The organism is Streptomyces sp. NPDC004752 (assembly GCF_053601275.1).
The window spans coordinates 32,975-55,089 of the sequence record NZ_JBSGBN010000062.1 but is presented as its reverse complement, the minus strand read 5'-3'; the positions used below and the strand labels follow the sequence as shown (position 1 = coordinate 55,089).

At 71.5% G+C, this 22,115-nt stretch carries 14 protein-coding genes; 8 read left to right on the top strand and 6 right to left on the bottom strand.

Going from position 1 to position 22,115, the window contains the following annotated elements; all coding sequences use genetic code 11:
• Positions 1-294: 294 nt before the first annotated feature.
• Positions 295-555 (top strand): Imm32 family immunity protein, encoded by a 261-nt coding sequence (locus ACWEKM_RS25125; protein WP_451623464.1) that lies wholly within the window; start codon positions 295-297, stop codon positions 553-555.
• A 310-nt stretch (positions 556-865) separates the two neighbouring features.
• On the opposite strand, the gene ACWEKM_RS25120 is transcribed toward ACWEKM_RS25125, so the two are convergent.
• Positions 866-1,273, bottom strand: a complete 408-nt coding sequence (locus ACWEKM_RS25120; protein ID WP_451623463.1) for a hypothetical protein — start codon at positions 1,271-1,273, stop codon at positions 866-868.
• 15 nt (positions 1,274-1,288) lie between these two features.
• On the bottom strand, positions 1,289-1,486 hold the full coding sequence (locus tag ACWEKM_RS25115) for a hypothetical protein (RefSeq protein ID WP_451623462.1): 198 nt from the start codon (positions 1,484-1,486) through the stop codon (positions 1,289-1,291).
• 801 nt (positions 1,487-2,287) lie between these two features.
• Between ACWEKM_RS25115 and ACWEKM_RS25110 the strand changes: the two genes are divergently transcribed.
• A complete protein-coding gene (locus ACWEKM_RS25110; protein WP_451623461.1) occupies positions 2,288-5,338 on the top strand; it encodes an FG-GAP-like repeat-containing protein in 3,051 nt (1,016 codons plus the stop codon).
• Positions 5,339-5,825: 487 nt separating this feature from the next.
• A complete protein-coding gene (locus tag ACWEKM_RS25105) occupies positions 5,826-6,194 on the top strand; it encodes a hypothetical protein (RefSeq protein ID WP_451623460.1) in 369 nt (122 codons plus the stop codon).
• A gap of 137 nt (positions 6,195-6,331) precedes the next feature.
• Here the strand turns inward: ACWEKM_RS25105 and ACWEKM_RS25100 are convergent, their stop codons facing one another.
• The 3 genes from ACWEKM_RS25100 to ACWEKM_RS25090 all read right to left on the bottom strand — a co-directional run bounded on the left by ACWEKM_RS25100 (position 6,332) and on the right by ACWEKM_RS25090 (position 14,696).
• Entirely contained in the window at positions 6,332-11,836 is a 5,505-nt protein-coding gene (locus tag ACWEKM_RS25100) for a trypsin-like peptidase domain-containing protein (RefSeq protein WP_451623459.1), read from the bottom strand.
• Between the two features lie 7 nt (positions 11,837-11,843).
• Entirely contained in the window at positions 11,844-12,149 is a 306-nt protein-coding gene (locus ACWEKM_RS25095; RefSeq protein ID WP_451623458.1) for a trypco2 family protein, read from the bottom strand.
• Positions 12,150-12,440: 291 nt separating this feature from the next.
• The gene (locus ACWEKM_RS25090) at positions 12,441-14,696 is read right to left on the bottom strand and encodes a peptidoglycan recognition protein family protein (protein WP_451623469.1); all 2,256 of its coding nucleotides are present in this window, start codon (positions 14,694-14,696) and stop codon (positions 12,441-12,443) included.
• Between the two features lie 331 nt (positions 14,697-15,027).
• Here ACWEKM_RS25090 and ACWEKM_RS25085 point away from each other — a divergent pair, with 331 nt between their 5' ends.
• Positions 15,028-16,674 (top strand): ParB/Srx family N-terminal domain-containing protein, encoded by a 1,647-nt coding sequence (locus ACWEKM_RS25085; protein WP_451623457.1) that lies wholly within the window; start codon positions 15,028-15,030, stop codon positions 16,672-16,674.
• A gap of 244 nt (positions 16,675-16,918) precedes the next feature.
• Here the strand turns inward: ACWEKM_RS25085 and ACWEKM_RS25080 are convergent, their stop codons facing one another.
• Positions 16,919-17,494, bottom strand: coding sequence for a TerD family protein (locus tag ACWEKM_RS25080; RefSeq protein WP_451623456.1), 576 nt, complete (start codon positions 17,492-17,494; stop codon positions 16,919-16,921).
• A gap of 226 nt (positions 17,495-17,720) precedes the next feature.
• On the opposite strand from ACWEKM_RS25080, the gene ACWEKM_RS25075 reads away from it, so the two are divergent.
• The 4 genes from ACWEKM_RS25075 (at position 17,721) to ACWEKM_RS25060 (ending at position 22,105) form a co-directional block, all read left to right on the top strand.
• Positions 17,721-18,461, top strand: coding sequence for a DUF4142 domain-containing protein (locus ACWEKM_RS25075; protein WP_451623455.1), 741 nt, complete (start codon positions 17,721-17,723; stop codon positions 18,459-18,461).
• Positions 18,462-18,640: 179 nt separating this feature from the next.
• Positions 18,641-19,222 carry an Rv1733c family protein gene (locus tag ACWEKM_RS25070; RefSeq protein ID WP_451623454.1) on the top strand — a complete coding sequence of 194 codons (582 nt, stop codon included), beginning with the start codon at positions 18,641-18,643 and terminating at the stop codon, positions 19,220-19,222.
• A gap of 329 nt (positions 19,223-19,551) precedes the next feature.
• Positions 19,552-20,466 (top strand): SCO2400 family protein, encoded by a 915-nt coding sequence (locus ACWEKM_RS25065; protein ID WP_451623453.1) that lies wholly within the window; start codon positions 19,552-19,554, stop codon positions 20,464-20,466.
• A 136-nt stretch (positions 20,467-20,602) separates the two neighbouring features.
• Positions 20,603-22,105: a M1 family metallopeptidase gene (locus tag ACWEKM_RS25060; protein ID WP_451623452.1), complete on the top strand. Its 1,503-nt coding sequence runs from the start codon at positions 20,603-20,605 to the stop codon at positions 22,103-22,105.
• Positions 22,106-22,115: the final 10 nt, after the last annotated feature.

Sequence of the window (22,115 nt, the reverse complement as noted above, 5' to 3'; positions counted from 1 at the left end):
ATCGGCCAGATGAGCCCGAACGCCTTCGAACAACGATCAGTTACTCTGACCACTGCCGCATAACAACCGGTGTCCACGATCCCGGGTCAAGCCCCCAACGACGGACGAGCGCGAACGCCAGCGGACTATCGGCGCAGGCGAGAGCCGCACCAATCCAAGGCAGCAACCTCACCCAAGTTGCTTCGGGACGAAGAAGTCATCACCCATATCTCGCCGTACAGTTCTCGCCGTCGCGGTCGACCTGGAGTACGCGATGCTTGGTGCATGGCCCCTGAACCCAGCGCTGCTCTGTCGATGACCACTCACGTGAGTGCGGTGACCGACGGAACCACCAGAATCTTCACGTGGGAAGAAGGCTCACGCATCGAGGTCCGCAACCTGGGCGGAGAGATCGTCATCGAGGCCAACGCCGCCGGGCTGAAGACCCTGGCCGGCCACCTCCTCACACTCGCCCAGGACGGTACACCGGACGGCGCTCATCTCCACCTGGAGGAGAACAATGGACTCGAAGAAGGCTCCCTGGGCCTGGTCTTGGAGCGGTACGACGACGAATGACTCGTGCCAGACGCGTGCCAGATCGTGCGGGGAACCACGGGGAACAGCGGGGAACCCGTCGACCGTCCGCCAGGCGTCTGCATCCCTCCGCCGCAGGTCAGGCCCGGAGCCAGCCCTAGATACCCTCAGCTTCCCAAGCTGAGAGCGCGAGTTCGATTCTCGTCACCCGCTCCAACAGAAGCCCCCGGGTCATGGATCCGGGGGTTCTTTGTTGTCTGGACCAGCGGGCGGGGCGCGCACCACCGCCGCAGTGGTGCTGGTCAGCGTCCGCGACGGCACCGGCTTCCCCAACTCAGGGCGCGTATCGACGTCAGAATTCCAGGATCCAGTACTCGCTCTCCTCGACGGTGGCGGCCAGAATGAGGTCACCGCTCAGCGACCGGGCGATGAAGAGGAGTTCGCCCGGCTGGTCCTCCATCGCGGAGACCGCAACGCGGCCGGTAATCCTCACATGGACCCAGCCGAGTGCCATGCTGGCGGCGGCCAAGAACGAGCCGTCGGCCGCCAGGAACCCGCTGGCGCGAGCACGGGAGGCCCAGCTCTCGTTGAGAAGCCCGGCCGCACCGTCCAGGTTCTTCCGGATGCGTTCCACGGGTTCCGCATCGATGTGCACCACCTTGCGGAACGCTTCCGCGACCGAGGGCCCCGCCTCGGGCTCGAACACGCCGACGACGTCGAGTCCCGACCTCCGAAGGAGGGATTCGGTTTCCGCTTCCACTGGATAACCCTTCCTCTATTCCGCATCAAAGAAGTGATGATCCCCGCCGGGTTTGTCGAGCGAACGGTAGCGTGCCATTGTCCCATATCCGTCAGCCGTATTGCCCCACCCGAAATTAACCAGGTTCCGACCGCGTTCTTCCGCCGTCGCCCCCTTGGGCGCACCAGCATGGAAATGAAGCCCGGCAGGGTCATGCGTACGCTCGACAATCACGCGAGATCCTTTTTCCGTCTCGAACTGCCCGGAAATTACCCCAATGGGTCGGCTCCTTCGAGTAGACATAACCCGAACGTTCTTGTACATCTTGTCCCCCATGACGATCCATTCTGCGTCCGGGGTCGATCCGTGGGGCACGCCGACGACATCGAAAGCTGCCCTCTCGGTGTCCGCCCTGCTGCTGAACGGAATGCCTCGTTCTCCGAGGGGGTGGTCAGGGGCGAGGCCGAGCACTGCAACGGCGCCCTTCCGGCCAACGCTCGCTTCCAGTGGTCGGCCGCCCGCCGGCCACCAAGAGGGGCCTTCCACGCCCCGGGGCGACGGCGTGCCCATAGTGTGCCCTCAAGCCGGTGAACCACGGTCAACCGCGGTACGATCCTGCGCTCCCAAGCGCCGCACCCAAGCATGTATTACCAGGTCGGAGCTATCCGGCTGCCCCAGCGCCGTCGCTTCCCAAGCCGCGAACGCGGGTTCGGTTCTCGTCGCCCGCTCCATGGAGAAGGTCCGGGTCGCAGACCTGGGCCTTGTTGTTGGGCGCGGTGATCGGTCGCCGTGTGCCGGATGTGGGCCGGAACGCCGGTGGACGGTTATGCCTCAGCGGGGCCGTGAGCGTTCGGCTTCTCTGCGGGGGCTGCTCCCCACCTCGCAGGTCATGCGCAGGGCGAATGCTACGATCCGGCCACTTGCCTGGGGGGGGTATCTGGACGTCATATGTGCCGCGCGTCCATGACCTGCGGCTCAACGGCGTACGCACAAGTCTCTCCAAGCCTTCGCCTACCGTCCCCGGAGAGGTCCTGCATGGGCAGACGTGCGCTCGTACGAGGCGCCAGCGCCGCCGTTTCCTTCACCCTGGCCCTCGGTTTCGGCCTGCTGACAGTCGGCAGCGCGCACGGTGAAACGGTCACCGGAGAGGTGATCGTGCCGGCCACCACGGCCCTGGTTCCCGAGACGAGACTGCTGAGCGCGGGGCCCTCGGGGTTCCTCCGCCATGAGCATGGGCGCGGCCAGTTGTGGACGACGTACGACGGCGTCGACACGGTCGTCGACGCGTCGGCCGCGGCCTCGGACGGGGGCACGAGTTCCGGCGCGGGCTCGGACGTCGTCGCCCGCTATGACAGCTCCGCCAGGACCGTGACGCTGCGGGACATGACGTCCGGCCAGGTCGGCACGGTCGCGCTTCCGGACGGGCACTCGTACTTCAGCACCCTCGGGTCCACGGTCGTCACGACCACGGGAACCCCGGGCACCGACCCCGTGTGGCATCTGCTGGACACCCGGGACGACGGCTCCGTCGCCGATCGCACGGTGGCAGGCGTCCCCTCCGGCATCTACATGTCGTCCCCCTCGTCGCTGGGTGATGCGCACGGGCAGGTCGTGCGGTACCGCAAGGGCGATGACGACTTCACCGGCTGGCTCGATGTCGAGCAGGGGCGCCTGACGACCCTCCCGTACGCCGTGCAGTCGTGGCACTACCTTGTCGCGCTCAGCGCCACCCACCTGGTGTGGTGGTACGACGGCACTCTGTACATCGCCTCCCGCAAGGACCTGACCGTCGCCCCGCGGACCATGCCGCTCGCCGATGTCGGGCAGGTGCTGGGCCTGGTCGGCGACACCGTCGTCGTGTCTCGGTACGACTCCTCCCTGGGCCGCTTCGACATCGGCCTCCCGGTCTGGCGGGTCGACGCCGTCCCCCTCGACGGCTCCGCACCACGGACGCTGCTGGCCAGGACATCCCGGCAGGCCGTGCCGACTCCGGACGGCGGGCTCCTGGTGCCGGGGGGCACCGGCCCGGACCAATGGGGTGTCTCCCTCGTCGAGGCCGCCGCGGGCGGCGGGGTCACCGTGCGCAGGATCGCGGACGCGTATCCCCGGCAGACCGTCCACCCTGTCTCCCAACTGACCTTCGCCCAGGGGCGGTTGACCACCGTGGAGCAGGATCCCGAGGGGGAATGGTCGTATCTCCACACCCGTGAGACCGGCGCGATCGGCTCCCCCACGGTGGGGGCACGCACCACCCGCGGCCGCATCACGCCGGAGAACTACTCGGCGGGCCGCCCGCGCCTCCTCGACACCGGTGACGGCCGGACGGTCATCTCGGGTTACGGCACGACCACCGCCCAGCAGCCCTACCTCCTCGGGCCCGCCCAGTCGCTGCCCGGCACCCGGATCGACAGCTCCCACGTCTACCAGTCGGCGACCGCCGCCAGTGGCCGTTTCGCCGCCCTGACCAGGCCGTACGCCAGCACCGGAGCGGCGGAGACCCGGGTCGTCGACCTCGACTCCGGGCGCACGGTGTTCACGACGACGGAGAGCGTGCAGACGATGTGGGGCACCACCCTGTGGGTGAAGTCCGGCAACGACACCGTGGTCCCCGTCGACGTGCTGACCGGGCAGCGGGGCGAGCCGGTGTGGTTCGGGCGCGGCTGTCTGCTGAACGACTTCCAGGCGGTCGGCCGGTGGCTGCTGTGGAACTGCGTGCTCAACTCGGAGGGCCAGGGCGTCTACGACACGGTCACGAAGCGGAACCTGACCCTCGTCTCCGGCTCCGGCTGGGAGCAGGCGCAGCTCGGCGACGGCTTCGTCGCGACGGTCGAAGCCGGGCAGCTGAAGGTGATCGACGTCCGCAGTGGGACGCCCGTGTCGCACACCGCCGGGAAGTTCGAGGGGAACGCCTGGGACGTCGACCCGTACACCGGCGTGATCGCCCAGCTCCGCTCCGACGAGACCATCCGTCTGACCCCGAGCGACGTCCCCGTCTCCTCCCTCGTCCAGCGCGACGCCACCGTCGCCACCTCGGTGGACGTCAAGGGCGGTGCCGCGCAGTGGAGCCCGAAGTGGTGGCTGAACAAGCCCTCGGCCTCCTGGAAGCTCGTGATCGGCGATAAGGCCGGTACGGCCGTGCGCACGCTCTCCGGCGGTCTGGCGCGCGGTGTGGTGAGCCCGACATGGAACGGCAAGGACGGCTCCGGCCGGCTGGTGCCCAACGGCGCCTACACCTGGACGCTGACCATCACCCCCGCGGACGGGCAGGGCGCGGCGCTGACGAAGAGGGGCACGGTCAAGGTCACCGGAGCCGCCGCGGCCCACCGCGACTTCGTCGGGTCGGACGGCTTCGGCGAGCTGCTGACGCTGAACGGCTCGGGCGGGCTGACGTACCAGTACGGGACGGGGAAGGGAACGTTCACCGGGAAGCGAACGGGCTCCGGGTGGCCGACGACGGTGAAGGCGGTGCCCTTCGGTGACCTGAGCGATGACCGGTGCAACGACGTGCTCGTCCGGTTCAGCAGCGGCGCGTTGCGCGCCTACCGGCCCGCGTGCGGGGCGGCGGTGACGCCTTCCACCGCGTACACCTCGCTGGGCACGGGCTGGGACCGGTACGACGTGCTGACCTCGCCCGGGGACATCAGCGGTGACGGTCGGGCCGACCTGATCGCCCGCCAGTCCTCGACCGGTGACGTCTACCTCTACAAGGCGACCAGCACGGGCAAGCTCTCCGCCAGGGTGAAGATCGCGTCCAAGTGGACGGGTTACAAGAAGATCGTGGGTGCGGGTGACCTCAACGGCGACGGCTACGGCGATCTGCTGGTGCAGGACAAGTCGAACGAGCTGTGGCGCTACGACGGCACCGCGACGGGCAGGTTCAAGAGCCGCGTGAAGGTCTTCAACGACTGGGGCTCGTCGTACAACGTGATCGTGGGCGTGGGCGACATCACCGGCGACGGCAGAGCTGACCTCGTCTCCCGCGACACCTCCGGCACTCTCTGGCGCAACAACGGCAACGGCAAGGGCTCCTTCGGCGGCCGTACGAAGATCGCCACCGGCTGGCAGGGGTACAAGGCCCTGTTCTGACCGGCCTTCACCACCGCCCGCGGGCCCGGACGACGTGGTTCGTCCGGGCCCGTTCCATGCCGCCCATGCCACGTCCCACAACACCCCGGCCATCGTTGCCCGTAGTCGGTGGCGACGGTCTTGCCGTGCTGCGCATCCGAGCCACCGCTGATTCCGGCATCTGTTCCGGCGGGGCCGGAGTGCCGATTCCATCCCCTTGGGCACCACCGTGCTCGCGCATCGCGAGCGGGTGCTGGGCGCCCCCCGCCACCTCGCGCCGGAGCCACCCACATGACCCTCGCGGAGCCAGCGCCATCGCCTTCACCGGAGCCACCGCCATGGCCCTCGCCGACCGATCCGCCGTCGGGTCCGCCTGCTGCATTGGCATCAGCGGCGTCACCAGGTCGGGGGACTGCGCCGTCGGCTGCCGAGCCGGGCACCCTCAGTAAGTGTGATTATCACTCCAGGCGACACAACAACTCCCCACCGTTACCAAGGAGGACGATCGATGAACATCACTCTCAAGCGCCTGCTCGGCGCTACCACGGCGGTGACCATAGGTGCGGCGGCCCTGCTCGGCGCCGGTGCCGGCACTGCCAGCGCCGGTGGCAGGGCGCACTGCGACCGCGCCGAACGGATCATGTTCAGCAGCAGCGGGCCGGCCACCGACGTGTTCGCCCACGGGTGCAGCCTGCCGGACGATAAGCGCCGCTGGCACACCATCGAGATCGACACCCTTGTCCAGACCCACCACGAGATGGACTATCTGGAGGGCAAGGTCGACCGGACCAAGACCCTGCACGACAGAACCGTCAGGTGCCTGGGTTACATCGCCAAGAAGGACACGGTGCGCTGGTTCGGCTGCCCACCCTCCTGACCCATCCACCGAAGGCCGCGCTGCGCCTTCCAGACTGTCTGCCTGACAGGTCGCACCGCGCCGGATGCGACGGGGGCGGCGGAACCGGAACCGGCCGCCGTCCCCGCGCCCCCGGCGAGTCCGTCCATGACCCGTCGTCAGGCGGGGTGGTGCAGGTGCCGGAGTTCGTCGGGGGTGAGGTCAGTGCGCGAGCGCAGCGCGTCCCGGACGGTCCTGGCCTTCTCCGTCGCGGCGTGCTCGGTCAGCCAGGCGAGGGCGAGGGCGATCGCCCGCCGGACCTCCTCGGCGGACAGGTCGTCGCGGGCCAGCAGTGGGCCGAGCACGAAACGGGCCCGTGCGGCGTCCGCGTGCTCGCCGAGCCAGGCGAAGGCGAAGGAGATCGCTCGTGCGGCGTCGGCGGAATCGAGGCCGGCATCCGAGAGGAGCGGCTTGAGGACGATCGGCGCCCCGGCGACGGTGGCGTGATCGTCCAGCCAGGTCAGGGCCAGCGCGCGGACCACCGGGGTGTGCCCGGTGGGCAGGTCGTCGCGGGCCAGCAGCGGGCCGAGCACGAAACGGGCCCGTAGGGCGGGCGCGTGGTCGACGAGCCAGCGCAGTGCGGCGGCGAACGACCGCTGGGCGTGGCCGGGTGTGAGGTCGGTGCGTTCGAGGAGCGGCCGCAGGACGTGCGCGGCGCTCGGCGTGACGGCGTGGCGGTCGAGCCAGGCCAGGGCGGCGGACACGGCCCGCAGCATGTCGTCGGCGGGCCGATCGGCCCGGGCCAGCAGCGGTTTGAGGACGTATCCGGCGCCGAAGGCGGTGGCGTGCCGGTCCAGCCAGGCGAGGGCCACGGCGGCCGATCGCCGGACCTCGTCCTCGGCCGGTTCGGGCCGGGCGAGCAGCGGGTCCAGCACGAAACGGGCCTCCGCCAGGGCCGCGTGCTCGTCGAGCCAGGTGAAGGCGGCGGCCACCGCGCGCCGGGCATGCTCGGCGGTGAGATCGGTGCGGGCGAGTACCCGCCCGAGCACATAGGCGGCGTCGACGGTGAGCGCGTACCGGTCGAGCCAGGTGAGCGCGGCGGACGCGGACCGCCGGGCGTGCTCGTCGGTCAGATCGGCCCGGGCCAGCAGCGGTTTGAGGACGTATCCGGCGATGAGGTCGAGGGCGCCCCGGTCGAGCCAGGCCAGGGCGGCGGCGGCCGACCGCCGGGCGTCCGTGGACGGCAGGTCGGTGCGGACGAGCAGGGCGTTGAGGACGAACCGGCCCTTCGGCACGGTGGCATGGTGGTCGAGCCACACCAGGGCCGCCGCGACCGCCCCCTGGACATCCTCGGTCGGCAGATCCCGGCGGGCCAGCAGGGGGACGAGGACGTATCCGGCACCGGGCGAGACGGCATGGAGGCCGAGCCAGGTCGCGGCCGCGGCGGCGGCCCGCCGGGTGGCCTCCGGGCCGAGATCGGTGCGGGCCAGCAGCGGGTCGAGGACGAAGCGCGCCTCCGGCACGGCCACATGCCCGTCGAGCCAGCTGAACGCGGCGGCCAGCGCCCGCCGGGCGTCGTCGGCGCGGAGATCCGAGCGGGCGAGCAACGCGTTCAGGACGAACTGGGCGCTCTGGGTGGTGGCGTGGGCGTCGAGCCAGGTGAGGGCCGCCGAGACCGACCGCCGGGCGTCGTCGGCGGACAGATCCGCACGGGCCAGCAGCGGTTTGAGGACGTATCCGGCGCCGGGGCCGGCGAGTTGACGGTCGAGCCACAGCAGCGCGGCGGCTACGGCCCGCCGGGCGTGGTCGGCGGTGAGATCGCTCCGGGAGAGCAGCGCGTTGAGGACGGACTGCGCCTTCGGGGTGGTGGCGTGGTGGTCGAGCCAGGTGAGCACGGTCGACGCGAACCGCTGGGTGTCGTCCGTGCCGAGCACCGTGCGGGAGTCCAGGGCGTCCAGGACGTGCCGGGCCTCCGGCACGGTGAGGTGGTCGCCGAGCCAGGCGAGGGCGGCGGGCAGCAGTTCCTGGGCTTCGCCCGGCGGCACGTCGGGGTGGGCGATCAGTCGGCCGAAGACGTATCCGGCGTCGGGCGTCGCGGTGTGCCGGTCGAGCCAGACGCGGGCCGCGGCGAGCGCCCGCCGGGCCTGGTCGGGCGTCAGGTCGCTGCGGGCCAGGATGACGTTGAGGACGTAGCCGGCGCCGAGCGTGGTCTCGTACCGGGCGAGCCAGGTCACCGCGGTGCGGATCGCCCGCTGGGCGTCGGCCGCCGCGAGGTCGGACCGGGCGAGCAGCGGTCTGAGGACGTAACCGGCGTCGCTGATCACGCGCTGGTCGAGCCACGCCAGGGCGGCCGTCACCGCCCGCTGGGCGTCGCCGGGGCTGAGGTCGGTGCGGGAGAGCAGCGGGGCGAGGACGTACCCGGAGTCGTCGGCGGCGTGCCGGTCGAGCCAGGCAAGGGCGGCGAGGACCAGCCGCCGTACATCGGCCTCGGCGAGGTCGGACAGCGTGAGCAGGCGGCCGAGGAGGTACTTGGCCCGCTCGGCGGTGGCGTGCTGGTCGAGCCAGACGAGGGTGGCGCGGGTGACCCGCCGTCCGTCGGCGGCGGCCAGGTCGGTCCGCAGGACGAGTCGGCTGAGGACGAACTCGGCGTCGGCCGCGGTGGCGTGGTGCTCCAGCCAGACCAGCGCCGCGGCCAGCATCCGCCCGGCCGCGTCGGCATCCAGATCGGACCGCTGGACGAGTCGGCTGAGCACCGACTCGGCATCGGCCGCGGTGGCATGCTGCTCCAGCCAGACCAGCGCCGCGGCCAGCACCCGCCCGGCCGCGACGACGTCGTTATCGGCATCGACGTCGGCATCGGCGCCGACGCCGACGTCCAGGTCGGAGCGGGCGAGCAGCGGGCCGAGGACGAACCGGGCTCCCGCGGCGGTGGCGTGCTGATCGAGCCAGCCGAGGGCCGCGGCCGACACCCGCCGGGCGGCGTCGGCGTCCAGGTCGGTGCGCACGACCAGCGGGGCGAGGACGAAGGTGGCCCGGTCGGTCATTCCGTGCAGGTCCAGCCAGGTGAGCGCGGCCCGGACGGCCCGCCCCACGTCGCCCTGCCCCAGGTCGGCGCGCAGGAGCAGCGGCCGGAGGATGTGCCCGGCGTCGGGGGCGGTCGCATGGTGGTCGAGCCAGGCGAGGGCGACCGACAGCATCCGCCCGGCGTCCTCGGCGTTCAAGTCGGCGCGCGGCAGCAGGGTGCTGAGCACATAGCCGGCGCTCTGGGTCGCGGTGTAACGGTCGAGCCACACGAACGCGGCGGCGAGGACCCGCTGGGCGTCGTCGGCGTGCAGGTCGGTGCGGGCGAGCAGCGGCCTGATGACGTAGCCCGCGCCGGCGTTCGTGGTGTGCCGGTCGAGCCAGGCCAGCGCGATGGTGACGGCCTGCCGCACGGCCTCGGTCGGCAGATCGGCACGGGAGAGCAGCGGACCCGCGACATAGTTGGCCTCGCTCGTCAGCCCGTGGGTCTTCAGCCACGCCAGCGCGGTGGGTACGAGCAACAGGGCGCCGTCGCCGGGCAGATGGCGCAGACCCCGGTGGAGCACATGGCGGGCGTCGTGACCGGCGCCGTGGTCGGCGAGCCACGGGCTGACGACCTGCCCCCAGTTGTGCACGGCGGAGGCGGACCAGGGCGGTCCGGAGCAGATGGCGCCGAGCGCGTACCCGCCGACGTCCGAGTCGTGCCGCATCAGCCGGCCGACGGTGGCGGCGTGCTCGGTGAACCACGCGTCGAGCACCGCCGCGCTCGCGGCGGCCCGGCCGGCGAGGAACAGGTCGTTGACGAGCCGCCCGATGGTGACGGCGAAGCGGCCGACGGTGCGGGCGCCGGTGAGACAGCCGGCGAGCAGGGCGTGGGTGCCGGGGACGTCCGGCGCGGAGTCGGGCTCGGGGAGCATGACCGACTCGACGAGCTGGTCGGCGACGATGTCGTGGGCGACCGACAGCACGCCGTCCTCGGCGTCCTTCGCCTCCAGCCAGCCCAGCGACACCAGGGTCGCCACGACGTCCTCGGCGGCGGGCACCTCGCCCGTGGCCCCGGCGACCGCGGCGTGCGCGGCCGCCACCACCTCCGCGTGTTCCTGCGGGCAGGCCGCCGCGGCGGCGGCCGCAGCGACCAGGCCGTGCGAGGCGCGGGCGGGGGTGTAGATGTTCGGGCGACCGGGCACGGCGAGTTCGTCCTCGCTCAGCCGGCTGCGCAGCCAGGCGGGCAGTTCACCGCCGACGCGCAGCCCCGCCGTCTCGGGCATGGACAGCACCCCGGCCTTGACCCGGCGCTCGATCTCGCGGGCGATCAGCAGCGCGACGATGGGGCGGTAGCCGCTGGCCGCGAGCATCCGGTCCCTGCCCAGCTGCCGGATGGCCGTGGGTGCCAGCGTTTGCAGCGCGTTGTCGGTGACCTGCCGCTGGAACGCGTCGTCCTGCCGCAGTTTCACCGTGTCGAACAGCTCGTACACCAGCGCGCGATCGGCCTTCAGCAGCCAGCCGGGCCGTGCGGAGGCGAGCAGGGCCAGGGGGACGCCGCGGCGGCGGGCCTCGGGCTGGAGATGGTGACGCAGGGCCAGCAGGTCGAGGTTCGTCTCGTTCAGGTCGACCACCACCAGCACCGCGGTGGTCTCCGCGAGGGCCTGGTCGGCTATCTGCTCGGTGACCGACTCGCTTTCCTTTCGGGGCAGGACGTGCAGCACCCGCCAGCCCTGTTCCAGCGCGAGCCGGCCCACCTCCAGGCTGGTGCGGCTCTTGCCCGTGCCCGCCGGGCCCACCAGGAGCACGCCCCGGTCCTCGGCCATCACCAGCCGGGTGAGCAGCTTCCTCGGGGAGGCGTCGTTCTCGCTGCCCGGTGAGACGAACGGCAGCCGCTCCGGAGTGAGGTTCTTCTCGAAGTCGCTGAATCCTTCGACGAGTTCACGCTGTGAGATCACCGCCCGCGGTCGGCGCACGGGTTCTGGGGCGGGCGGGTCCAGGGGCACGGCACTGGACCGGATGAAGTGGTCGGTGAGGACGGCGACGAACCCGGGGTCGCGCAGCGCCTCGGCCACGGGCTCGGCCTCGGCGCTGTTCGTCCCGGCGGCGCGCAGCCGGTGGGACTGCACCCCGATCAGGAACCTGTCGTGGGCGAACAGGGCCGTGCCGGACATGCCCTGCCAGGCGTCCTGTCCGTCGGGGCCCCGTTCATGGGGGAGGCGCGAGTCGATGGCGAGGTCGAGCAGCCCCGACTTCATGTTGGAGCCGAGCTGGACGCATCCCTTGATCTCGTGGGTGTCCCGCCGGTCGAAGCCCTCGAACCGCTGCGAAGCGGCTCGCTGCGCGAAGGCGGGGAAACCGATGCCGGTGAACGGCACACCGCCCACCGCGTCCGGCAGGCTGCCGAAGACGGCCTGCGGTACGGAGCCGAGGCCCGCCGACACCTCGTCGAGGCGCAACAGCGCCAGGTCCTGCCGGGTGCCCCGCCACACCACCGTGGCGGGAAGCTCGTCCTTGTCCCGGCCGAGCATCACCGTGCAGGCCGGGTCCTCGTCCCGGCCGAGCAGATGCTCCACGGTGAGGATCAGCCGGGCGCTGATCAGATAGCCGGAGCCGTATTCGATGGTGCCGTCTCGTCGGACGACAACCTGCGCGACCCTGCGTTTGTCGATCGCACTCATCCAGCGGTCAGCCCGTGGGGAAGAGGCTCGACACGTCGTCGCCCGTGAGGACCTGCTCGCCGGTGTCCGTCTCGGCGGCCAGGCTGAGCTTGACCGTGTGGGTCTGCGCCGACTTGCCGCCGCCCTTGCCGCCGAGGGACACCACCCAGAACCGCACGCCGGCGTTGGCCTCGGCGGTCTTCTCGACCGCGACCTGCAGTTCCAGATCGATGGAGTTGATCCGGAACCGCACGTCCTGCCCGGCCGCGTCCAGCCGGGCGCGGTTGATCTCCGAGCGCAGTGACGTGAGCAGATCGGCCAGTTCGATGTCCATACGGTCCCCCGGAACGACGCGGAATCAGTCTGCCGCCTGTGGCGTGGGTGAAGTGTCTCAGATGACAGGGTGACGGCAAGACGAACCAGCCACGCCGGCCTGCCCGTTGGGGCTTCGGCCGGGAACACGCAGTGGTCCGGGCACGCCCCCGGACACGCGAACGTCCCGCGGAGCACGGGGAAACGTGCTCCGCGGGACCGTGTGCGACCCGTACGCGGCGGTTGCTTGACGACGGTTACCCGCCGACGGCCGCTCGATGACGGCTGCTCGACAACTGCTGCTCGATGACGGCTACTTGATGTAGACGAGGCCGTCCGTGGTGACGGTCGGGCGGCCGCTGGTGCCGACCACGACGATCTTGACGGTGTGCTGGGCGCTGCCGGACCAGGTCTTGGTCCAGATCGCCTGCCGGTACAGCGTGCTGGACGACTTCAGGTCGACGGTCGCGACCTTGGTGCCGTCGACGTACACATACGCCTGCCCGGAGCTGGCGGCGCGGGAGACCGCCCAGGCGGCCGAGCGGCCGGTGAAGGTCCAGGTGAGGCTGGCGTTCTTGGCGGAGCTGGAGTACGACGTGCCGCCGAGGTAGCTGGAGCTGGAACGGGTGGACCAGCTGCCGGACTTGACGGCGGAGCTCTCCTGGAGGATCACGGGGGTGTAGGAGGGCGAGGACGTGCGGTAGTTGCCGGCCCAGTCGTACGCCCGCAGCGACCAGGTGGTGGCCGAGCCCGACGTGGCGGTGCGGTTGGAGGAAGTGGTGGTCGCGCCGAAGGTGGCGGCGGTCGGGGACAGCAGCTTCACCTGGCGCAGGGCGGTCTCGTCGGCCGCCTTCCAGCCCAGCGTGACGGGGACGGCGGTGGTGTTGACGGTGCCGGTGCGCAGGGAGAGCTTCGGCGAGCTGGTGAAGGTGGGGGCGGTGGTGTCCGTCACGACCGTCACCGAGGCGCTGGTCGCCGTCCTGCCGGACTGGTGCACGGCCCGCACGGCGACCGTGTGACTGCCCGCGGCCGGCGTGGTGGCGGCCGAGGTGGCGGAGCCGGCGAGGGTGGCGACGGTCTTGCCGTCGACCAGCAGCTGGTACTGGGAGATGAGCGAGGCCGGCGTGGTGGCCGACCACTTCACGGTGACGGCGCCCTTGGTGTAGTAGGTCGAGCCGTTCTGGGTGGCGCCGGCGACCGAGGTGACCTTCAGGCCCTGCACCGGTCCGGCCGCGAGGGTGCGGATGGTCGGCAGCTGCGCGTAGAGCGCGCTGCCGGGGCACTGGGTGTTGAAGCCGTCACGGTGCGCGGAGATCCGCGGGAAGGTGTACTTGGTGCCCGCGGTGAAGCTCTTGCCGAAGTAGTTGTTCTGGGTGGCGCCGGCGTTCAGTTGCACGGTCCCGGCCGGATCGGCGCCGTACTGCCCCAGCTTCCAGGCCGCGACCCGGGCGATCGAGGTCAGCGTGGCGTCCGTGGCACTGACGGTGGTGTTGGTGCCGAGCACCGCGATGCCCGCGGACTCCCGGTTCCAGCCGTAGGTGTGGGCGCCGAGCACCGGCCGGTCGACACCGCCCTTGCGGCCCTCGAAGACGGTGCCGCACTTGTCGACCAGGAAGTTGTAGCCGATGTCGTTCCAGCCGTTGGTCTTCACGTGGTACGCGTAGATGCCCCGCACGATCGACGCCGACTCGGCGCACGAGTAGTCGTTGACGCTGTCCGTGTGGTGCACGAACACGGCCTTCACGTCCGCGTTGTACTCCGACGGGTCGGGGCTGATGGACTCGTCGGCGCCCCAGCCGGCCCGCGAGACCATCTGAGGCTGCGGCACGGTGGACGGCCGTGCCGGGGGAATGTCGGCCGACGACGCGCTCGCGGAGGGCGACGCGGAAGCGGACGGGGAAGCGGACGGGGAGTCCGAGGCGGACGCGGACAGGGACGCGGAGTCCGAAGGGGACGAGGGCGCGGAGTCCGGAGAGGACAGGGAGTCCGAAGGGGACGAGGACGGAGAGTCGGCCGGTGTGGCGCCGGGGCTCTCGGCGACGGCGAAGGCGGCCGGGTCGGCGTCGCCGCCGGCCTTCAGCTCGGCGTCGGTCACCACACCCGGGTCGACCAGGTTGACCTGGAGCCCCGCGGGCAGCGCGCGCGTCGTACCGTTCTTGCGGACGACCTGGGCCTGGACCCCGTCGGAGGGGCCGACCCACAGCGGCTCGGACGCGCCGCGCACCTCGGCCTCGGGGTTCTCCAGCGGGTCCGTGTTCACCTCCAGGTCGTGCCAGGCGCTCCACTCTCCGGTGGCCAGGGCGCGGGTGCGCACCTGCGCGGTCCCGTCCAGCCGCTGCGCGGCGCCCTTCCAGGAGACGCCGAGCATCGAGAACTGCTGGGTGCTCGTGCGCGCCAGTTCCCGCTTGTCGCTCGCGGCGCCCTTCAGGGCGAGGGCGTAGACCTTCACGGGGCGCTTGGACCGGGCCGCGGCTCCGTGCCCGTCGGTGGGGCTGGCGACGGCGTAGGTCACCACGCCTCCGCCGCCCAGGACGACCGCCCCCAGGGTCAGCCAGGCCCGGCGCTTCAGGCTCAACGGTCTGTACGCATGCGACGTACGACGACTCACGACGTAATCCACCCCTAAGAAGGCCGCTGAGGGTCACACGGGACCCGCGGTAGGAAGTCACGGACGGCACACCCGGCACAGGGTGCACTGCTGTCTTCAGCGCACCGGGGACACCGAACATCACTCAAACCCCAGATGGAGTGGTCTCACTCACACCGGCCGCGGGTGGATCACGGCCGGGGGCGAAACCGTGCGTTCATGTCGGATCCACCCGGCGACCGCCCGGGCGTGTGAGCGTCCTGTACGGCGAACCGGGCGCACGGCAGCGCCGGTTCGCGGGGGAGGGAGCATCATGCGGGGAGCGAGAGTCGGCGACCGGTCCGGCACCGGCACCGGCCGAAGGCGGCGTACCGCGGCGGCCCTGACGGCCGTCGCCCTGGCGGCCGGAGCGGTCGTCACCGGAGCGGGCGCGGCCCAGGCCCAGACACAGAGCCAGAAGCAGACCCAGGCCCAGACCCAGGCCCAGACCCAGGCCCAGACGCAGGCCCAGACGCAGGCCCAGACGCAGGCCCAGACGCAGACGCAGACGCAGACGCAGACGCAGACGCAGAACTGCGGCTCCGGGCGGGCGGCGTATGTGTGCGTCCGGCCGGGCGAGCTGCTGGACGTCACACTGGGCGAGCTGCACCCGACCCAGTCGGTCGTCGGCTACGACGAGATCTACTACAAGCTCGACCGCTACCGCCTGGGCAAGGACGAGGCGGCCGGCGACTTCAACAAGCGGTTCGACGACTGGTGCGAGGCCAACGGACAGGGCGAGACCGCGTCCGTGCGCCCCGGCGCCCGCCTCGACGACCCGGCCGGCTTCTCCTGCACCGTGCCGCTCGGGCAGGAGACGGCCGACAGCATCGCCCCGATGAAGACGGCGGTGGTCGGCCCCGGCGGCAAGCTGTACCTCACCGACGGGCACCACACCTTCACCGTCTTCGACGAACTCCCCGACGGCGGCGACGATCTGCACGTCCGGGTACGCATCACCGACAACTTCAGTTCGCTGTCGACCACGGCCTTCTGGCAGCGGATGACGGACGAGAAGAAGGTGTGGCTGCGCGACGAGAACGACCGGCCGATCACCGTCGGCCAGTTGCCCGACCGCCTCGGTCTGGCCCACTTCCACGACGACGCGTACCGCAGCCTCGTCTACTTCACCCGGGACATCGGCTATGCCGTACCCGACGAGTCGAGCGAGTTCCTTGAGTTCAACTGGGGTTCGTGGCTGCGCGGCCGGCTGACCGCGACGCCGTCTCAACTGAACGACTCCGCGGCCTACTTGAGCCTGGTGAAGCGGGCCTCCCAGGCCATGGTCGCGCTCGGTGACGACGATCTGGTCGCGGGCGGACGGACGGCCGCCGACCTGGGCAGGATGGCCGAGTGGAACGATGGCAAGAAGGAGACCGGCGGTGAGTTCGCCAAGCTGAGCAGGGCGATCACGGACGCCAAGCCCGGCAAGCTGGCCTACGCCCTCCACTTCAAGGCGGACGTCACCCCGGCCCCGTCCTGCACCACGACGCTCACCGGCGTCCACCGCGGGCCGCTGACCGTCGGCTCCGGGGTCATCTGCCTCGACCGGGCCCGGCTGACCGGCCCCGTCACCGTCCGCGCGGGCGCCTCCCTGGTCTCCCGGGGCAGCACGGTGTCGGGTCCCGTGACGACGCGCGGCGCCCGTACGGTGCAGCTGTGCGGCACGACCGTCAACGGCCCCGTGTGGGTCACCGGAACGACCGGCCCGGTCCTCCTCGGCGGCACGGGCTGCACCGCGGACACCGTCACCGGCCCGGTGGTGCTCACCGGCAACACGGGCGGCGTCACCGTCTCGGGGGGCACCGTCATCGACCCCCTGGCCTGCATCGCCAACCGTCCGGCCCCGTCCGACGCGGGCAGGCCGGTCACGGTCCACGGCCCCAAGTCGGGCCAGTGCGCGACGCTTTCGGGCCGATAGCCGACGTTTACGGTTACGTTACGCGCCGACTCGACGTCGGACTGACCGGCCACGGCCCCGTCCGGCCCCGGAGCGATCCGGGCCCGAACGAGGCCGTCGTCATACGGCGGTCGTCATACGGCAGTTGCCATACGACGGTCGTCATACGGCGGTTGTCATACGACGGTCGTCATACGGCCGTCGGGGTGCGCCGTGTCAGACGTTGACGTGTCAGACGTTGCGGTGTCTCAGACGTTGACGTGTCTCAGACGTTGACACCGAAGTCGGCTGCGATGCCGCGCAGGCCGGAGGCATAGCCCTGGCCGACCGCGCGGAACTTCCACTCGGCGCCGTGCCGGTACAACTCGCCGAAGACCATCGCCGTCTCGGTCGAGGCGTCCTCGGACAGGTCGTACCGGGCGATCTCCTGGCCGTTCGCCTGGTTCACCACCCGGATGAACGCGTTGCGGACCTGGCCGAAGCTCTGCCCGCGCAGATCCGCCTCGTGGATGGAGACCGGGAAGACGATCTTGTCGATGTCGGCGGGCACGGCGGCGAGGTTCACCTTGATGCTCTCGTCGTCGCCCTCGCCCTCACCGGTGAGGTTGTCGCCGGTGTGCTCCACCGAGCCGTCCGGGCTCCGAAGGTTGTTGTAGAAGATGAAGTGCGAGTCGGAGGCGACCTTGCCGGACGTGTTCAGCAGCAGCGCAGAGGCGTCCAGGTCGTAATCCGCGCCGGTCGTGGTGCGCACGTCCCAGCCGAGGCCGATCAGTACGGCACTCAGGCCCGGTGCCTCCTTGCTCAGCGATACGTTGCCGCCCTTGGCGAGGGAAAGTCCCACGGCTCGTCCTTCCGGTGTGGTCCGTCGGTATCCGTCACCGGATTCCAACGCGGATTCCGCACCCACGGTTCCAATCCTTGCGCAATAACTAAAGCGTTCGGTGTGCGACGGAGGTTTGTTGTGACGTACGACACATAGCGGGCTGCAAGTTTTGACCCAGGGCGATGATCGGTCGGCGCGGTCGCTGCGTACCTCCGGGTACGAGTCGTCCGCCCCAGGAGGCACCATGCGCATGTCCCGGAACACGATCGGCACCGTCTTCGTGGCCGGCGCGCTGGGCGTGACCCTCACCGCCCTTGCCTATCCCGCCATGCTCGGCGTGCAGAAGACGTCGGGCGACCCCTCCCGGATCATCGCCAACACCCGCTTCGGGCCGCTCACCGAGGCCGACCGCGACTTCGTCGTCAAGGTCCGCTCCGCCGGGCTGTGGGAGTACCCGCTGGGCGAGATCGCCCTGAAGAAGGGCTCCACCCCGCAGATGAAGGAGGCCGGCAAGCATCTGATCGTGGGGCACGCGGGGCTGGACGAGCTGTGCCGCAAGATCGCCCCGGAACTCGGCATCACGCTGCCCAACCAGGCCACGCAGCAACAGCAGCAGTTCGTGGAGACCTCCGCCGCGCAGTCCGGTCGACAGTTCGACACCACCGCTGCCAACATCATGCGGATCACCCACGGGCAGATCTTCTCGACGGTCGCCAAGATCCGTGCCGACACGCAGAACACCCTCGTGCGCGAGCTGGCCGAGCTCGCCAACGACACCGTTCTCGACCACATCACCGTGCTGGAGAAGACCGGGGTGATCAACTTCGACCAGGTCAACTTCCAGCAGACCACCCCGCCCAAGCTCCCCAAGGAACAGCTGACCCCGCCCCCGCCCCAAGCCGGTGCCCCGGTCGTCGCCCTGACCCCTCGCCCCGACCTGAACATCAACACGAAGTCCCCGACCCCCAGCCCGTCAAGCGGCTGACGGCGACCGCCTCACCTCGGTGACCGTCCCGACACCGACCGTCCCGACGCCTACCGTCCCAACACCGACGGACCCGGCGCCGACGATGCATTTCGGGTAGGACCTGCCGTCGCGCCGCCACAGGAGGACACTGAAAGCACGAGAGATGGGCCTGTCGGTGCCGCAAGGGGGTGTCGACCATGGCAACGGAACAGCTTCGCCGGGTGCGGGCCTGGCGCTGGCGCCGCAATCCGCTCAGGCGCCGCAGTGATGTCGTCGAGGCATGGATCGTGCTCGCGGCGTGGGTGATCGCCCTGGTGGGCAGCGCGCTCGCGGGACTGCTGGCGGCGTCCACCGTGGACCGGAACCTGGCCGAGCAGCGGGCCGCGCGGCACACCGTCTCGGCCGTCGTCACCGAGAACGTACCGGCCGGCCCGTCCGCACAGACCCTGGACGGCGGTCATGTCTGGGCCACCGTGCGCTGGAAGTCCCCGGACGGTTCGACGCACCTCGCCCGGACGCGGGTGCCGCCCGGCGCACCGCAGGGCACCCTGGTCACGGTGTGGACGGACGCGCAGGGCAAGCTGACGTCGAAGCCGCTGGCCGGGGGTGACGCGACGTTCCAGTCGGTCTGGACCGGCATCCTGGTATCGGTGGCCACCGCAGGCGCCGTGGCGGGCTGCGCCCAGTTCACCCGCTCCCGGCTGGAGCACCGCCGCATGGACCAGTGGGCCGAGGAGTGGGAACGCGTCGACACCCGCCGGGGCGGCAAGACGGGCTGACCCCACGGCCGCCCAGACCCGACACCACGCCCCACCCGGTACCCCCGCACCACGCACACCGACCCGACCGACCGCCCCACACCGCGCGCACCAACCCGACCGACCACCCCGCACACCGCACACTTCACGAAACAACCACGTCCCACCAAACACCCCCGCACCGCCCCACGCCCCCACCGCGTGCGGGGAATCTGCGCAGGAGCGCCACACGGACTACACACAGACATTCGAAAGGCTCGTTAGCGTTGCTGGCCGCTCGCCCGATGTGCGAGCGCGACCAGGCCGTGCCCGGACGGGCCCACGGCGCCAGCGACCCAGGAAGACCGCGCATGGACTACTGCTCCTCGTGCCGTCGGTACGTCAACGGCGCCCTGATGTGTCCCGGGTGCGGCGTCTACGCCGCGGATATCGCCCCCGCCGTCGCCCCGCACGGCATGGCGGCCACCTCCACCGTCCCGGCCCTGACGGCCCTCGCGTCCGACGCCCCGGCCGCCCGGCCGCCCGGGGCGTGGGACTCCTGGCACGACACGGCCGGGCCCGACGGACCGGAGTCCGGGCCCGACGCCAGGGACGCCGCGCCCCTGGCCGAGGACGTCGAGAGCCCGGCGCTCACGGGCGAGGGCCGCGCGGCACGCCGTCGGCAGCGGGCCCGGTGGAAGAAGAACCAGCGCCGGGCACTGGTGGCGACGGCCGTCGCGCTCATCGGAGGCGGCCTCACCGTCACCTCACTGGACCGCCATTCGGCCGCCCGGCCGCAGGCGGCGGCAGCTCCGGACAACCACGGCATGGGCCTCGCCGACGAGCTGCCGGAGCAGCCCCTCCCGGCGACGCCGAACGCCGACCGCGCCTCGACCACCCCGCCCCGCTCGCAGACCCCGGGGACCGACAGCGCCCCGCGGCAGCGGACCGTGGCGGCCGCGCAGCGCACGGCGTCGTCGGCCACCCACCCGGACGCCACGCACCCGAACGCCGTCCACCCGGACGCCGTCGGCCCGCCCCGCCCGGCCGTCACATCCGTACCGGTGCAGCCGAGCGCCGCACCGTCCGTCGGCACACCGTCCGTCGGCGCGCTGCCCGCCGCCGCGCCGTCCACCGCCGCGTCGGACCCGACCCGTACGAGTACGGCGGCGCAGCAGCCGAGCGCGCCCGAGACCGCCGCCTCCGCACCGACCCGGGGCACCGCCCCGTCGGCGCCCGCCACCCAGCCGGCGTGGATGTGCGCGATGGGCCGGTGCGTCGGCTGACACCAGGTCACACACCACCTGACACCCAATCACCCCCTCCGCCCCAACCGTCACCCTCTGCCCGAACAGAAGGGGTACACGGGGTCGTATAGGGACATAAGTAGCTGCACCCACCCATCGCTGCCATAGTGCGGCCATGAAGATCACGAAGGCGTCGTCCCTCGTCCTCACCGGTGCCGTCGGGATCGCCGGTGCCGCCCTCCTCGTCGGCACCCTCCCCCACGACGGCCGCCGCACCCCCGCCCGCCCCGGCGCGCACGCCCCCGTCGCGGTCCCGTCCCCGGGCGCCCCGGGCATCGGCGACCCGCTCATGCCGCTCGACGGCAACGGCGGCTACACGGTGCGCCGTTACGCCCTCGACTTCGACTGGCGGGCACCCCGTACGCCGTTCGCCGCCGGTGCCACCATCAGCGCCACCGCCACCCAGGCGCTGTCCCGCTTCGACCTCGACTTCGCGGGCAACACGCTGCACACGGTCACCGTGGACGGCGCCCCCGCACGGGCGGTGCGCGAGGGCGACGAGCTCGTCGTCACCCCGGCCCGGCCGATCCCGGACGGCGCCGCCTTCACCGTGCACATCTCCTACACCGCCGACCCGACGCAGCAGCGCCACCGCGACGACGCGATCGGGGCCTACGGCTGGGTGCCGACGGCCGACGGCACCGTGCTGTGCCTCCAGCCCGACGGCGCCAAACTGGTCTTCCCGGCCAATGACCACCCGAGCCTGCGCGCGCCCATCACCTTCCGCGTCACCACCCCGCCGGAGCTGAGCGCGGTGGCGGGCGGCCGGCTGGTCGAGCGCGTCCGGCTGCCCGACGGCCGGATCCGCTGGACCTACGACTCCGAGCAGCCGGTCGCCGCACAGCTGGTGCAGCTGGCGATCGGCAGGTTCACGGTCGCCGACGGCCGCGGCCCGCACGGGCTGCCCGTGCGGGACGTGGTGCCGCAAGACCTCGTCGGCGACACCGCGGCGTACCGCGCCCTCACCCCTGGGCACCTGGACTGGCTGGAGCGGCGACTCGGCCCGTACCCCTTCCGCCGCTACGGCGTGCTGGTCGGCGACGCCGACCTGCCGGTGGCGCTGGAGACGCAGTCGCTGTCCCTCGTGCCGAGCGCCAGCCTGCTGGGCGACCGGGTCGGCGCCGAACGGGATCTCGTGCACGAGCTGGCCCACCAGTGGACCGGCAACAGCGTCGCCCTGCGGCGCTGGTCCGACCTGTGGCTGAGCGAGGGTCACGCCCGTTTCTACGAGCGCCTCTACACCGACACGCACGACGGCCCCGACCTGGAGGACGCGATGCGGCAGGCGTACGAGCAGCACGACCAGTGGCGGCACGACGACGGGGCGCCCGCCGAGCCCACCGAGTCCTCACTGTTCCGTCAGATCCGCTACGACGGCTCGGCGCTGGTGCTCTACGCCTTGCGCGAGGAGGTCGGCGCGGAGACGTTCGAGCGGATCGAACGCACTTGGGTGAAGCGGTATCAGGGCCGGGCCGCGGGCACCGGGGACTTCATCGCGCTCGCCTCCGAGGTGGCGGGCCGGGATCTGAAGCCGTTTCTGACCCCGTGGCTGTACGGGCAGCACACCCCGCCGATGCCCGGGCACCCCGACTGGCGGGTGGATCCGGTCGAGGACTGAGCGGGCCCGC

Coding starts and splice junctions, on each gene's coding strand:
- ACWEKM_RS25105 (WP_451623460.1), top strand. CDS start 5,826: ATGAACATCACTCTCAAGCGCCTGCTCGGCGCTACCACGGCGGTGACC.
- ACWEKM_RS25110 (WP_451623461.1), top strand. CDS start 2,288: ATGGGCAGACGTGCGCTCGTACGAGGCGCCAGCGCCGCCGTTTCCTTC.
- ACWEKM_RS25100 (WP_451623459.1), bottom strand. CDS start 11,836: ATGAGTGCGATCGACAAACGCAGGGTCGCGCAGGTTGTCGTCCGACGA.
- ACWEKM_RS25125 (WP_451623464.1), top strand. CDS start 295: ATGACCACTCACGTGAGTGCGGTGACCGACGGAACCACCAGAATCTTC.
- ACWEKM_RS25085 (WP_451623457.1), top strand. CDS start 15,028: ATGCGGGGAGCGAGAGTCGGCGACCGGTCCGGCACCGGCACCGGCCGA.
- ACWEKM_RS25095 (WP_451623458.1), bottom strand. CDS start 12,149: ATGGACATCGAACTGGCCGATCTGCTCACGTCACTGCGCTCGGAGATC.
- ACWEKM_RS25075 (WP_451623455.1), top strand. CDS start 17,721: ATGCGCATGTCCCGGAACACGATCGGCACCGTCTTCGTGGCCGGCGCG.
- ACWEKM_RS25065 (WP_451623453.1), top strand. CDS start 19,552: ATGGACTACTGCTCCTCGTGCCGTCGGTACGTCAACGGCGCCCTGATG.
- ACWEKM_RS25070 (WP_451623454.1), top strand. CDS start 18,641: ATGGCAACGGAACAGCTTCGCCGGGTGCGGGCCTGGCGCTGGCGCCGC.
- ACWEKM_RS25060 (WP_451623452.1), top strand. CDS start 20,603: ATGAAGATCACGAAGGCGTCGTCCCTCGTCCTCACCGGTGCCGTCGGG.